Source organism: Promicromonospora sp. NPDC023987, assembly GCF_040639055.1.
GTDB lineage: Bacteria > Actinomycetota > Actinomycetes > Actinomycetales > Cellulomonadaceae > Promicromonospora.
Genome location: NZ_JBEZZF010000007.1, coordinates 23759 through 38653, shown reverse-complemented (window position 1 = coordinate 38653; position 14895 = coordinate 23759). Strand labels below are relative to the sequence as shown.

The window sequence follows — 14895 nt, the reverse complement described above, 5'->3', positions numbered from 1 at the left end:
CGACCGGATTGTACGAGTCTGTCTGGCGTCCGGGGTGACCGCCCGACCGCCGTGCGTCAGGAGATCCGCCAGACGGCCCTGGGGTCCTTCCGCGACTGCCCCTCCCAGACGACAACTCCCAGCTCCTGCAGCTTCTGCAGGTGGCGGAGTGCCGTCGGACGAGCTATCCCCGCGGCATCCTCGACCTGCCCCGTGCCCAGCGGGCGGCCCGAGGAGCGCAGCACGTCGAGCACATGCCGCGCCCCGGGCGAGAGCTGATCGGCGATCTTCTCGGGCAGCATGTCGAGCGACGACAGGACCAGCCGCACGCCACTCTGCGTCTGGGTGTACACCGGGTCGGTCAGCCCCCTGCTCCGCATCTCGTCGAACATCCGTCGAATACCTTCGCCGAGCTCCTGCGCGATGCCGAGGTCCGAGCACACACGCGCGATGCGGGGATTACGGGCGTACCGGCTGATGTCGAGCGGGCGGTCCGGGTTGACGATCCCGGGAAAGCGCCCAGGACTCGATATCTCGACCCGGTCGGGGAAGAGCTCGACCCGCACATGGTCACCGACCATGCTGTAGGAACGGTGCAGCACCGCGTTCACGAGGCCCTCGAGCCAGGCATCGCGTGGCACGATCCCCGACGCCTCGAAACGTCCGGAGGCCGAGAGCGCCCTTCGACGATGAAGCAGTCTCTCGATCTCCTGGGCCGCGCGGTCGATCTGCTGCGGGATGGATCCTTCACAGCGGATGTCCGCGTCGTCGTCGAGCGAGAGCCGCGCGCCGGTACCGCGATCCACGTCCGTGTAGCGCAGCACGCGCACGTGCGCGTTCGGGAAGAGCATCTGGGGTGACCTGGCGAACAGGAGATAGGCGGCGACCGTCGGTTCTTCGTCCCGGGTCAGCAGGCCACGAGCGCGCAGCATCGCGTCGGGAGACGAGGATCCGATGGCACGCTGGTAGGCCCCGACCTCGATGGGATCGAGCTCATCGACACCGACCCTGGCTCGCGTGCCGTCGAACGGCGCGGAGCCCCTGTCGTACTCGAGCTCCTGCCGTTGCGCGAAGCCGAGCCGCCTCGACTCGTCTCCGATCCGCAGGTAGACGTCACCCTTGGCCGTCTCATGGACAGCCTCCCCCGGATCCACTCGGAGCAGTAGAACGCGCCTGTCGTCCGAGAGCCGGATCTCCTCGACGCGAGCGCGGACCACCGGGCGGGTGAAGTCCTGCGCGGCCTGGCGAAGCGCATTGACTCGCGCCGGCGGCACACCGTCGACCACGCCGTCGTAGAGACCGACCACGACACAGCCGCCTTCGGCGTTCGCGAGCGCCACAAGTGGGATCGCCAGGTCCTTCGGGTCGACCCGGCCCGACTTGCGCTCGAACCACTGCCCCTCTGGCAATCGGGCAAGAACGTCCAGGGCCTCGTCCGGCGGGAGCGCCAACGCCTGATCCACCTCTGCCGCGTGCATGCACTTACTCTAACATTGTTAGAGTAGATGCATGTAGGGCTCTGTCGGTCCAACCCGAGGCCGACGCCGGGTGAACTCCGCGGCGCGGGTCACCAGGTGATGTGCTCGGCGTCTCCCCAGGCGCCCGTCTTGATCCAGACGTCCGACCCCGCCCTACCCCAGGAACAGGCGATCTCCGCATTGATGGCACCGTTCGAGTCCAGCCGGAGCCGGTTGCCGAACCGGTCGTCGTTCGCGAAGAACCTTCTCCCGTCGTCGTTGACCCGTTCGGGGTAGAAGCCCTGGCCGTCCGCATGGCACTGCACCCCGAACGTCGTATCGGGACTGCCGTTGCGCACCACGATCCTGAGGTAGTTCTCACCGCTCCCTGCGCTGCTGCCCTTCTCCGTCCGCAGCGACCGGTTCGCGTCGGAGCTGCCCGTCGTCCCCGACCTCTGGACCCAGTCGCCGCACCCCGCCTCGTTGCAGCTCCGCGCCCTGAGCGTGTAGCTCCTGTTCGGCGCAGTGGGAACGGTGACGCGCCGGACCGCGATGGGCGACACACCTTCACGATTCGAGTCGCCGCTCATGACCCACTGCGTCTCCGTGACGTCGTCCCCGCCGTCGTTGGTCGCGCGGGACAGCGTGAAGTAGCCGTCGTCGCTGCGGTCCCGCGTCCACTCGATGCGGGGCTTGCCCGGCACCGTGTACGGCTTGACGGCGTTCGACCGGTCCGTCCAGGCGGAGCAGGCGTACGCGTTGCACGCCCGGACGTCGAAGGTGTGGTTCCGGCCGTTTCTCAGGCCGCCGAAGTCGTACGGGGAGCCCGCCGCCCGCTTCTCCGTCGAGCCGTCCGCACGCACCTCGTAGTACGGGCCGTTGCCACGGAACGTGTTGATCTCGCCCCATCTCACCCGGGCCTTGCCGTTCGTGTCTCCCTTGATCAGCGACGCGCTCGGGGCACCGGGTACTACCGGCGTGCCGTACGGCTCCAGCGCCGCGGACCGCGCGCTCTCCGGAGACTTCCCGGCCTTGTTCTCCGCGACGACCGTGAACCGGTAGGCCGACCGCTGGTCCAGGTTCCGCAACTTCTTGGACGTGCCGTTCACCCGGACGGTCTCCTTCTTGTCCCCGTCCTGGAACACGGTGAGGTAATAGCTCTCGATCGAGGCGCCGTTGGTCACCGGCTCCGTCCAGCGCACCGCGATCTGCCCGCCCACCGCGGTATCCAGGCGAGACGCGGTCGGCCTGGCGGGACGGTCCGGCGGTGCCGCCGGGGTCTCGGGCGCCGACGGGTCGGACCAGTCCGACGGGTCGGGCGCCGCGTTCCGCGCCTGCACCCGCACCGTGTAGGCAGTGCCGTTCCGCAGCCCCTCCCACACTGTCCGCGTGCCGTCGAGACACGTCTTCTGGATCGCACCCGACGGCGGCGCCGGGCTGATCTCCAGGTTGACGCACTCGATCGGCGAGCGGTCCGTGTACGAGCGGTTCTGCCAGGTCACCGTCAGGAGCCGGTCACCGAACACGAGCTTGGGCGCGGCCGGCGGGTCCGGCTTCTCGTCCGGCCGCGCCTCCTCGGACGCCCCCGACTCGCCCGACGTACCGACCTCGTTCTTCGCCGTCACCGTGAACGTGTACGTCTGGTTGTTCGTCAGGCCGGTGATCGTGCAGGTGGTGGTCGGGCAGGTGGTGGCACTCCCCCGGCGGGGCCGTACGCGGTACTCGGTGATCTCCGCGCCGTTGTCGGACGGCGGGTCCCAGCTCAGCACGACCGTCTCGGACCGCACCTCCTCGACGACCGGCGGACGCGGCGTCTCGGGCGCGCCGAGCACCGTCACCCGAACGGTTCCCTCGACCTCACGAGTGGGGTCGTCGGTCGCGTCAGCCACCCGGTAGCGCACCACCGTCACGCCGTGGAAGTCGTCGGGCGGGGTGACCGTCACGCTGTCCCCAGCGGTCTCGACGGTGCCCCGGCCGGACTCGAGCCGGGCCGAGACGAGCCGCAACTGATCCTCCGGGAACGGGTTGACGTCGTTCTCCAGCACGTCCACGGTGACCGGCTCACCCTGGTGCGCGTCGGGGACCTCGTCGGTGGTGGCCCGCACGAGCGGACGCGTCGACGCCACGACGGTGACGGTGAGCTGCCCGGCGACCGGCGGGTGCCCGCCGTCGGACACCGTGAAGCCGACGGTGGTGCTGGTGCCCTTCGGCGCGTCCGGAGCCGCGGTGGCCAGCACCGTCGTGCCCTCGGTCGCGAGGCTCAGCCCGCCGGTGTCGCCGTCGACCGTCACGGTGAGCGGGTCGCCGTCCGGGTCGGTCACGAAGCGGGACAGGTCGAGCGCGGTCTCCTCGCCCGCCGCGGCCTCCAGCGCGGGCGTGCCGGTGATCTCGGGCGGCTCGTTCTCGCCCGGCAGCACCGTGATGGGCAGCGTGAGCAGGGCGGTACGGCCCTCGCGGTCGTCGATACCCGAGCCGTCGGTGACCTCGAACGTCAGCGCGGCCGGGCCGGAGTAGTCCTCGTACGCCGTGTAGGTGACGGCCGCGGGCCCCGTGACCTCGTGGTCGCCCTCGGTGGCCGCGACCTTCGACTCGTCGGTGATCCGCGGCGTACGCCCCTCGGCGACGACCACGTACTCGGTGAGGTCCAGCGGCGTCGGCTCTCCGGCGGCCACCTCCACCGGCGCCAGGTCCTCGCGGAGCCGTGGGAGCGTACCGTCCCGCGGCACCCGCAGGAATGCCTTGCCGGTCAGCCCGTCGAGGTCGGTGACCTCGTAGGTGATGATCTGCGGCTGAGCCGTGAGCGGCACGGCGATCTCCCCGTCGTCGGTCACGGTGGCGCCGTCCGGCCCCTGGCCCGGCACGGTGACCTCGAGGTCAGCGGCGAGCCCGTCCGGGTCGAGGTCGTTGCCCGTGACGTCCACGGTCACGGTGGAGGACGTGACGTCCTCCGGGGCGACGGCGTCGTCCCGCGCGACCGGGCGCAGCAGCGGCGCGTCCCTGGCCACCTCCACGGTGATCGCGCCGGTCGCGCGCGCCGCGAACGAGTCCTCGATGCCGTAGTAGAACGTGTGCGTGGCCTCGCCGTCGGGCGCGGTGACGACCACGAGGTCGTCCGCGACCTCCGGCTCCAGCTCGACCGTACCGTCGAACGACTTCGGCACCAGGCCGACCTGGTCGCCGTTCGGGTCGGAGTCGTTCTCCAGCGCGTCGATGCCGATCGTCCGGCCCGGGCGCACCGAGACCTCGTCGTCCACGGCGAGCGGCGCCTGGTTCACCTGCGGCGGCGTCGCCACCCCGACGCGAACCATGCCGGTGGCCGTAGCGCCCCGCGTGTCCGTGACGGAGTAGGTGAGCTGGTCCTCCCCGGCGGCGTTCGGGGAGGCCGCGTACTCCAGGTATCCGTCCACGATGTCGACGGTGCCCATCGTCGGTGCCGACGTGACCGCCTCGAGCTGCACGTGGTCGCCGTCGGGGTCGCTGCCCTCCAGCGGGAGGGCCACCCGGGTGCTCGCTCCGGCCAGCACCCGCGCGGTGACGTCGGGCGGCTGCGGGGCGACGTTCTCGTCGTCGTCCACCACCGTCACGGTCACCTGGGCGGAGTCCTTCTGGCCGTTGGGGTCGGTGACCTCGTAGACCAGGTGGACGGTGCCGCCCTGGTCGGGGCCCGCCTTGAACCGCACGGCGTCCTGCGACACGAAGGCCTCGCCCGACTCGGGCTCCTCGACCAGCTCCTCGGCGAGCGTGAGCTCGAGCCCGTCGGGGTGGCTGTCGTTGGTCAGCACCGGGATCGTCACGACGTCGCCGGCGTGCACCGTCGCCTCGTCGGCGTCGGCCTCCGGCGGGCGGAGCTTCGTCGCGGCAGGCACCGGCACCACCCGCACCTGCCCGACGGTCGTCTCCGTGCCGTTCGCCGCCGTGTACTCGATGGTGACGGGGCCCTCCGGCCGTTTGGCCTCGCTGAGGCGCAGCACGTGGTGGTCCAGCACCGCCGCGGTGACCGGGGCGCCGTCGGGCAGGGTCACCGACTGCACGACGAGCACACCGCCGGCCGGGTCGGTGTCGTTCGCCAGCACGTCCACCAGGGCGGAACCACTGGCCGGCAGGAGCACCGTGTCGGTCACCGTCACGGGGGCGCCGTCCTGCTCCGGGGGCGGCAGCACGTCCACCCGCACCAGCCCCAGCGTCGCCTCCGGGCCATCGCTCACCTGATAGGTCAGGTCGTACGATCCCGGCTCCTGGCTCACGAACCGGAACGAGCCCGCCGCGAAGTTCGGCGTGATCGTCGCCGGAGCCTGCTCGCCGACGTCGACCAGGCGGAGGCGGTCGCCGTTCGGGTCGGTGTCGTTCGTCAGCGGGTACACCGTCACCGGTTGTCCGGCCGGGACCGCCACGTGGTCACCGACGGCGACCGGTGGCTCCTCGGCCGCGACGACGTCGACCAGGAGCCTGCCCTCGCCCACCATGCCGCCGCTGTCACTGACCGTGAGATCCACGATCTTGCGCCCCGTCGTGCCGCCGCCGTCCCGGAACTCGACGGCGCCGTCCGGGCGGAAGCGGACCTCGTCGGCGACGTCACCGGTGGCGGCGCTCGACAGCACGAGGTCGTCACCGTCCGGGTCGCGCCAGAAGGGCAGCACCTTGATCGTCGCCTCGCCGCCCTGCGCCACGCGGAGCACCGGCTCGCCGTCGGCGACCGGCGCCTCGTTCGAGCCGGGCGGCACAACGCGCACCCGCACCTTCGCGTCGGCGGTGCCGCCACGGCCGTCGTCGACCGTGTACGTGAGAGTGACCGAGCCCGACGCCTCCGCCGGCACGTCCGCCTGGAGGGCCAGACCGTCCAGCACCCGGTGCACGGTGATGCCCTTGGCATCCTCGGGCGGTCCCGCCACCGACACGGTCATCACGTCACCGTCGGGATCGGTGTCGTTGCCCAGCACGTTCAGCACGGTCGTGCGCCCCGGACGCACCCCGAGGTCGTCGTCCGCCGGCGTCGGCGCCCGGTTGGGCTTGTCCCGTTCGGCGACGAACTGGTCCACCAGCTCGGGTGTGGTCGTCTCCGTCTCGGTCTGCTCCCCCTCGGACTCCTCCGGCATCGTGAGGTCCCAGTCGTCGACCTTCTCGAAGTCGTCGGCGGCCATCCACAGGGTGCCTTCCGCTACGTCGTTCAGCACGACGACGTCGCGGTTGACCCGGTAGGCGAGCTCGCCGTCCGCGCCCTCCAGGTTCTCGTCCACGTCCCGGTCCGTGCCCGGGCAGTCCCGCACCACCTGGCCGGTACCCGACCAGGCACCGAACGTGCAGGCGCCCACCTGGACGGGTGCCGCAGGGACGCCGTCGGCCACGCGCGTCGTCGCCGCGCCGCCGCCCAGCGGCTGCGTGACGAGCCCGGTCGGCGTGCCGACCGCCACCGACCGCTGCTCGTCCGACGGCTGCTGCAGCCGCCCCTCGGCGCCGCCGGGCAGGTCCACGACCTCGCCGTCGGGCAGCACCAGCGCGGACGCCGTCCGGTCCAGCACCACCGGCTCGTCGCCGACCGCGGTGAGCTCCACCTCGGCGTCCTTCGCTACGGGAAGCTCGCTCTCGATGACCTCACCCGGTGCGCCCCGCTGACCGGTGTCGACCCGGTACAGCATCCCGTCCGAGGGGACCGCGACGAACACCGTCCCGTCGGTCGCGACGGCGAGCTGCCCGCCCGAACCGAGCTCCGCCGTCGGATCGAGCTCCTTCGCGTCGAAAGCGGTCACGCCGTCGAAGGGCAGCACCCACAGCCGGCCGTTCTCGGGGTCGAGGATCGCGGTGGTCGGCCCGCCGGACGCGACCTGGGCGCCCCGCGGCGCCTGGACGGGGCCCGCGAGCACCAGGTGCGCGGGGTCGACGGGGCTCGCCGACGATGCTCCCTCGTCCGTCAGCAGCACCCGGCCCTCGTCCTGCTGGACGTCGAACGTCGACGATCCGGCCAGGAGCGTGCTGTCCAGGGCCCCCGCCTCGTCGTTGAACCGACCCAGCTTGCCCGACGCGGTCTGCGTGACCCAGACGCCGGAGTCGTTGAGATCGAGCTCCGCCGTGGCCTCGCCGTCCTGCAGGAAGGCAAGAGCCACCAGCGCACCACTGAACAGTGCCACCAGAGCCCAGGACACGATGAACCCTGTTGTTGCCCTGAACTTGCCCTCGACCGCGTCTGCCACGAACCACCCCTCGACGGGTGCATCCTAGCCAGTGGTTCGCGGGCGCAGGTGGGGAGAGGTCCCCATGCGCGGAAGTTGCGGGGCCTGAGGACTGGTGCATCTGACCGAGCTCATAACATCCTTCGCAGGGCAATAACAGGGCTGTTATCGTCGGTCCATGGATCTTGAGTTCGGCACGTGGGTACACATCCGGCGGACGGCGCTCGGACTCTCGCAGGCGCCCGCCACGGTTCGAACGGGTGGTGCGGCCACCGTCCGGCCCCGGACCCGGAACTGACCGGGCCAGGCGTCCGTACGACCCGGAGCAGGCTCGACGCCGGCTCGGCGACCTCACGAGATTCGCTGCGCAGTCAGCGGAGATCGTGGCCGACGGCCACGCAGCCTTTCACGCTGAGCGCGCCTGGATGACGCGTGCGGCCGCGACGTACTTGATCATCGAGGTCGCGACCGTCTGCGAGAAGCTGCACGGGCGGGTGCGGGACCACTTCTCCGAGATGCCCTGGCGCAGGATCGCCGGGATGCGGAACATAGCGGCCCACGCAAACGACGAGGTGAACGACGAGGTCGCCTGGGACGTACTCGCGGTGTTCGTGCCACAGCTCGCGCGCGACCTGGGCCTACCACCGCAGCCCGGCGACCCGATGGTGCTGCCGCCAGGCCTCGACACCGCCTGACCCCCGCGAGTGCAGACTTCGTCGCACCAGTACTCGGCGAGTGCAGAGTTGGACGCGGATAGAGGCCCCGTAGGCGCAGCGAACTCTGCACTCGGCGGATGCGGGCGCGACTAAGTCTGCACTCGGGCGGCCGGGGCCTCAGACCGCTCGGTCGGCCAGGGCCTGCGCGAACTGCTCCAGGGACTCCTTGACCGGCCCCTCCGGCAGCGGCGCCAGCTCCGCCGACGCGGCCTGCGCCCACTGCACGGCCAGCTCCCGCGTCTCGGCCAGCACCGCGTGCGCGCGCAGCCGCTCCACCGCGGCGTTCAGTGCCTCGTCGGAGGACAGGTCACCGTCGAGCGTCGCGAGCAGGTCACGCTCGTCGTCGGTGGCAGCGCCCGAGGCGACGTGCTGCCGCAGCAGCAGCGCCGGCATGGTCGGCACGTGCTCGCGCAGGTCGGTCCCCGGCGTCTTGCCCGACGTCTCGCCGGACGAGGCGACGTCCAGCACGTCGTCGGCGAGCTGGAACGCGACGCCCACCTTCTCGCCGTACGCGCCCACTGCCTCGATCTGGGCCTTCGGCGCTCCGGCGAGCATCGCACCCAGGCGGGCCGACGCCGACAGCAGCGACGCGGTCTTGTCGGACAGCACCTGGAGGTAGTGGGCCACCGGGTCCTCGCCGTCGTCCGGGCCCATCGTCTCGTGCAGCTGCCCAAGGCACATCCGCTCGAACGTCCGGGACTGCAGGATCACCGCCTCCGGCCCCAGCTCGGCCACCAGCGCGGACGCGCGCGCGAAGAGCATGTCGCCCACGAGGATGGCCACCGAGTTGCCCCACACCATGTGGGCAGCGGGAGCGCCGCGCCGCATCGGCGCGGAGTCCATGACGTCGTCGTGGTACAGCGACGCGACCTGCGTCAGCTCCACCACCACCGCGGCGTCCACGACCCCGGGGACCGACCCGTCCCCCAGCTCACCCGTCAGCAGGGTGAGCAGGGGGCGGAACCGCTTGCCGCCCGCGTCGATGAGGTGCCGGGAGGCGCCGTCGGCCAGCTTGTCGGTGCTGGCGACGGCCTCCAGGAGCACCTTGTCGACCCCGGTCAGCCGCTCCGCGAGGCGAGAGGCCAGCTCCGGGTCGGCGATCGGCAGGCCGAGCGCGGTGGGATCGGGCAGGTCGGTCGGAGCAGCCGGAGGGGCGGACGCCGACGTACCCGTCGTCGTCTGGTGCGGCAGCGGTACGGAGGTCACGGCACGAACTTACTTGCCTGTTCGACCAGACCGAGAACCGGGGACGGGAACACGCCGAGAATCACTGTCGCGATCGCACACACTGCGATGGCCACAGCGGCCGGTCCGCGAGACCGCACGACGGTCACCACGATCCGCTGCGCGGCCGTGACCTGCACCTTGGTCAAGGTGGCGGCCCCGCCGGCCGAGACCACACCCTCGCCCTCGCTGGTCGAGCTCGCACCCTCGCTGATCGCACCCTCGCCCTCGGCGGTCGAGCTCGTCCCTTCGGTGGTCGAGCTTGTCCCCTCGGCGGTCGAGCTCGTCCCCTCGGTGGTCGAGCTTGTCGAGACCCCCGACGGCTCCGGCTCGTCCTCCGCCCGCTGGAACACCATGACGACCAGGACCCGCACGTAGAACGCGACGGCCACCACCGACGCGAGCACGCCGAGCACCGCGAGCCACCACAGGCCGCCCGTCGTCGCCCCGGTGAACGCGCCGAACTTGGCGATGAACCCGGCGGTGAGCGGGATGCCGGCCATCGACAGCAGGAACAGCGCGAACGCGGCGGTGAGCCACGGGGCCTTGCGGCCCAGCCCTGCCCACTGCGCGATCTCCGTCGCCTCGCCGAGCACCACGCCGTCGCCCTCGCCCACCGGGCCGTTGTCCTCGCCGGTGCTCGCCGTGATCCGGCGCTCGCGCACCAGCGTGACCACACCGAACGCGCCGATCGTCGCGAGGCCGTAGGCGAGCAGGTAGAAGAGCGTCGACGACTGCACCGGAGCGTTGAAGCCCGCGACGCCGACCAGCAGGAAGCCCGCGTGCGCGATCGACGAGTAGGCCAGCAGGCGCTTCACGTCGGTCTGGACGATGCCCACGACGGTGCCGACGACCATCGTCAGGATCGCGACCACGACGATGACGATCTGCAGCTGGCGCATGATCTCCGGGTCGATGCCCCCCACCCCGATCGAGATGCGGTACAGCACCTCGACGAGCGCCGCGACGGCCGCGACCTTGGTGCACGCCGCCATGAACCCGGTGATCGGCGTGGGTGCGCCGGTGTAGACGTCGGGCGTCCAGGCGTGGAACGGGACCGCGCCGACCTTGAACAGCAGGCCGACGACGACCAGCAGGACGCCCGCCACGAGCAGCACGCTCATGCCCTCCAGCGGCAGGCCACCCTGCTGCATCCGCTGGGCGATCTCCAGCAGCCGCACAGTACCGGCGAACCCGTAGATCAGCGCGACGCCGAAGATGAACAGCGCCGAGGCGAACGCGCCCAGCAGGAAGTACTTGGCGGCCGCCTCCTGCGAGAGGAGCCGACGCCGGCGCGCCGTCGCGCACAGCACGTACAGCGGGAGCGACAGCACCTCCAGCGCGATGAACATGACGATCAGGTCGTCGGTGGAGGCGAACAGCATCATGCCGCCCACGGCGAAGAGCAGCAGCGGGTAGATCTCGGTCTGCTCCAGGCCGGAGCGCCGCGCCAGGTCCTCGTACGGGGTGCCTGGCACCGCTGATGCCGCGGGTGCGAACGCGTCCTGCCCGGTCGTCGTGCGGTCGGCCACGACGAGCACGCCGAGGAAGGCCAGCACGGCGATGATGCCCTGCGCGCCGAGCGCGAACGGCGTCAGGGTCACACTGCCACCCACGACCTGCACGGGCTGGACCACGATCTGCGGCCACAGGACCGCGATGAACGCGAACGCTCCGGCCAGGGCCGCGAGGGTCAGCACGACCTGGGTCACGCGGCGGGCCCTGGCGGGCACGAACGCCTCGATGAGCACACCGACCACACCCGCACCTAGCACCACGATCAGCGGTGCGAGGGCGAGCCAGTCGATCTCAGGTGCCTCGAACATCAGTTGTCGCTCCCCGTCTGCGCGGCGGCGTCCGCCGGTTCGTCGACCGACATGACGGCCACCGACTGCTCGGCCGGCGCGTTCACGTAGGTCAGGGCCAGGCCCGGCACAAGACCGAGCACGAGGAGTCCGGCCACGAGCGGTGCCGCGACGATGCGCTCACGCACGTGCAGGTCGGGCAGGGCCTCGAGTCCCGCTGCCGGTGCTCCGGTGAAGATCTTCTGGTAGGTCAGCAGCACGTAGATCGCGGCGAGAACCACGCCGGGGATCGCGGCGATCGCCCACCCGGCCGATCCGGCGGGCGAGCCGCCGAACGCACCGATCAGCACCATGATCTCGCTGACGAACGTGGCCAGGCCGGGCAGCGACAGCGTCGCGAGCCCCGCCACGAGGAACGTTCCGGCGAGCACCGGCGTGACCGACCGCAGGCCGCTGTAGTCGGAGATCTTCTGCGACCGCTCCGGGTGACGGGAGATCAGGAACCCCGCCACCAGGAACAGCGCGCCGGTCGCCAGCCCGTGGTTGAGCATCATGAAGCTCGACCCGGCGGTCCCCAGCGGTGTGAAGGTGAAGATGCCGAGGATGATGAAGCCGAAGTGGCTCACCGACGTCCAGCCGACCAGCCGCAGCAGGTCGGTCTGCATGATCGCCATGATCGCGCCGTACAGCACCGAGATCACGGCGAGCGCGATCACGAGCGGCGCGGCCCAGCGGGACGCCTCCGGGAACAGCGGCAGGCAGAGCGTCAGCATGCCGAACGTGCCGACCTTGTCCAGCACGCAGATCAGCAGGGTGGACGTGCCGGGGGTGGCATTCCCCGCGACGTCGGGCAACCAGCTGTGCACCGGCACCATGGGGGCCTTGATCGCGAAGGCGATGAAGAACCCGGCGAACATCAGGCGTTCGGCGGTGGTGCCGAGGTCGACCGCGGCCAGCTCGTCCACGAGGAACGCCCGGCTCGGGTCGATGCCCGCACCGATGCCGAGGAAGTACAGCGCGATCACCGCCGCGAGCATGATCAGCCCGCCGCCCAGGCTGAACATCAGGAACTTCACGGCAGCCCTGCGCCGACCGGCACCCTGACCGAACCCACCGATGAGGAAGTAGGCCGGGATCAGCATGGCCTCGAACAGCACGTAGAACAGGAACACGTCACGGGCGGCGAACACCGCGACCATGAAGGCCTGGAGCAGCAGCACGAGACCGACGAACTTGCGCAGCCGGACCTCGTCCCTGCCCTGCTCCTTCCAGGCGGCCAGCAGCACCAGCGGTACGAGCACCACGGAGAGCGCCACCAGCAGCAGGCCGACGCCGTCGACCCCAACCGCGTACGAGACGCCGATCTGCGGGATCCACGGGTGGACGGCGCCGAGCTGGTGCTCGGCGGCGGCGCTCGTGTCGAAGGCGACGAACGCGCCGACGAGCAGGGCCACCTCGACCAGCGAGAACAGGAGCGCGAGCGGGCGGGCGAGGCCGACCCCTGCGCTCGCGGGCCCCGTACGGGACCGGACGAGCGCGCTCAGCCCCACCACGGCCGCGCCGACCAGCGGCCATGCGATGAGCACGGTCAGCCAGGGAAACATCTCTCCTCCGATCACTGGGCACCACCGAGGCCGACGACGAGCCACGCGACGACGGCGATCACGAGGACGCCCCCCGCCATGCCGGCCGCGTACGAGCGGACATAACCGCTCTGCGCCTTCCGGAACACCGCGCCGAACCAGGACAGCGCCTGGGGCAGGAGGTTCCAGCCACGGTCGACGACGTCGCGGTCACCGACCTGGACCAGGCGGGCCACTCCGAAGCCGGGCTTCATCACGAGTGTCTCGTTCGCGGCGTCCTGATACAGGTCCTTGCGGGCGGCCCGGGTCAGGAAGGAGCCGCGCGGCGCCTCCTCCGGCACGAGGCTGACCGCGTACATCCGGAACGCCAGCAGCGCCCCGAGCACCACGACCACGAGCGTGGTGGTGATGATCACCGGCACCGGGAGCACCGGCTCGTGGTGCTCGGCGTGGCCGACCACCGGCTCCAGCCAGGTGACGAACGTGCCACCGATGCCGAGCACGGCACCCAGCGCGGCCGAGCCGACGCCGAGGAAGACCAGCGGCCACCACATCAGCGGCGAGGCCTCGTGCGGGTGCTGGTTCTCCGTCCAGCGCGGACGGCGTCCGCCGAACGTCATGAAGAACAGGCGCGTCATGTAGAAGGCGGTGATCGCGGCGCCGAGCACCGTGATCGAGCCGAACACCCACGCGCGCCACGGCTGCCCGTCCACAGGCATGAACGCCGCCTCGATGATCCCGTCCTTCGACCAGAAGCCGGAGAACGGCGGGATCCCGAGGATCGCCAGCCAGCCCAGGCCCATCGTGATCCACGTGATGGGCAGGAACCGCGACAGCCCGCCGAAGCGCCGCATGTCGGTCTGGTCGTCCATCGCGTGCATCACCGAGCCGGCCCCGAGGAACAGGCCGGCCTTGAAGAAGCCGTGCGTGAGCAGGTGGAAGATCGCGAACGCGTACCCGGCCGGGCCGAGACCCGCCGCGAGCATCATGTAGCCGATCTGGGACATCGTGGAGGCGGCCAGCGCCTTCTTGATGTCGTCCTTGGCGGTACCGACCACGGCACCGAAGAGCAGGGTGACGGCGCCCACGATCACCACGACGAGCTGCGCCGTCGGCGCCGCCTCGAGGATCGGGCCGGACCGCACCATGAGGTACACGCCTGCGGTGACCATCGTGGCGGCGTGGATGAGCGCGGAGACCGGCGTCGGGCCGGCCATCGCGTCGCCCAGCCAGGCCTGCAGCGGGAACTGCGCCGACTTGCCGCACGCGGCGAGCAGGAGGCAGAGGCCGATCGCCGTGGTGGTGCCCTCCGACAGCGAGCCGAGGGCGTCGTCGGACAGGGTGGTCGCGAAGTCGAGGGCGCCGGTGCCCGCGAACAGCAGCGCCATCGCCGCGATGAGGCCCATGTCGCCGATGCGGTTCATGACGAACGCCTTCTTCGCCGCCACCGCGTTCTCCCGGGCGGAGGGCCGACCCGTGTCCCAGAACCCGATGAGCAGGTAGGACGCGAGACCCACGCCCTCCCAGCCCACGAAGAGCAGCAGGTAGGAGTCGGCCAGGACCAGCGTCAGCATGGCTGCCACGAACAGGTTCAGGTACGCGAAGAACCGGCGCCGGTGCGGGTCGTGGTCCATGTAGGCCACTGAGTACACGTGGATGAGCGTGCCCACGAAGGTCACGAGCATCACGAAGGTCAGGGACAACGGGTCCAGCCGGAGGCCGAGGTCCACGTCGAGACCGCCCGCGGACAGCCAGGTCCACAGGTGGTGGTCGACGGAACGCTCCCCGGCCGGCGTGCCGATCATGCGGAACATCAGGATGAAGCCGATGACTCCGGAGGCGGCCGAGGCCGCCACCCCGAGCCAGTGGCCCCAGCGGTCGGTGGCCTTGCCACCCAGCAGCAGGATCGCTGCGCCGATCAGCGGGATGCCGATCAGCCAGGGGGCGAGCCCGATCACGTCGTTCAC

The 14895-nt window shown here is 71.0% G+C and carries 7 protein-coding genes; 1 reads left to right on the top strand and 6 read right to left on the bottom strand.

Going from position 1 to position 14895, the window contains the following annotated elements; genetic code table 11:
* Positions 1 to 56: 56 nt before the first annotated feature.
* Both AB0F40_RS05465 and AB0F40_RS05460 read right to left on the bottom strand, forming a co-directional pair.
* Complete coding sequence (locus AB0F40_RS05465; RefSeq protein ID WP_357464993.1) at positions 57 to 1457, bottom strand: ATP-binding protein; 1401 nt, start codon at positions 1455 to 1457, stop codon at positions 57 to 59.
* Between the two features lie 89 nt (positions 1458 to 1546).
* Complete coding sequence (locus AB0F40_RS05460; protein WP_357464991.1) at positions 1547 to 7621, bottom strand: Ig-like domain-containing protein; 6075 nt, start codon at positions 7619 to 7621, stop codon at positions 1547 to 1549.
* 404 nt (positions 7622 to 8025) lie between these two features.
* Here AB0F40_RS05460 and AB0F40_RS05455 point away from each other — a divergent pair, with 404 nt between their 5' ends.
* Positions 8026 to 8295 (top strand): HepT-like ribonuclease domain-containing protein, encoded by a 270-nt coding sequence (locus AB0F40_RS05455; RefSeq protein WP_357464989.1) that lies wholly within the window; start codon positions 8026 to 8028, stop codon positions 8293 to 8295.
* 138 nt (positions 8296 to 8433) lie between these two features.
* Here AB0F40_RS05455 and AB0F40_RS05450 read toward each other — a convergent pair whose 3' ends face one another.
* The 4 genes from AB0F40_RS05450 to nuoL are packed head-to-tail and all read right to left on the bottom strand — an operon-like array spanning position 8434 to position 14886.
* Entirely contained in the window at positions 8434 to 9522 is a 1089-nt protein-coding gene (locus tag AB0F40_RS05450) for a polyprenyl synthetase family protein (protein WP_357464987.1), read from the bottom strand.
* Entirely contained in the window at positions 9519 to 11366 is a 1848-nt protein-coding gene (nuoN, locus tag AB0F40_RS05445; protein WP_357464985.1) for an NADH-quinone oxidoreductase subunit NuoN, read from the bottom strand. The genes AB0F40_RS05450 and nuoN overlap by 4 nt, the downstream gene beginning before the upstream one ends.
* On the bottom strand, positions 11366 to 12949 hold the full coding sequence (locus AB0F40_RS05440; protein ID WP_357464983.1) for an NADH-quinone oxidoreductase subunit M: 1584 nt from the start codon (positions 12947 to 12949) through the stop codon (positions 11366 to 11368). The genes nuoN and AB0F40_RS05440 overlap by 1 nt, the downstream gene beginning before the upstream one ends.
* Before the next feature lie 11 nt (positions 12950 to 12960).
* Positions 12961 to 14886 carry an NADH-quinone oxidoreductase subunit L gene (gene nuoL / locus AB0F40_RS05435; RefSeq protein WP_357465140.1) on the bottom strand — a complete coding sequence of 642 codons (1926 nt, stop codon included), beginning with the start codon at positions 14884 to 14886 and terminating at the stop codon, positions 12961 to 12963.
* Between the last annotated feature and the right edge of the window lie 9 nt (positions 14887 to 14895).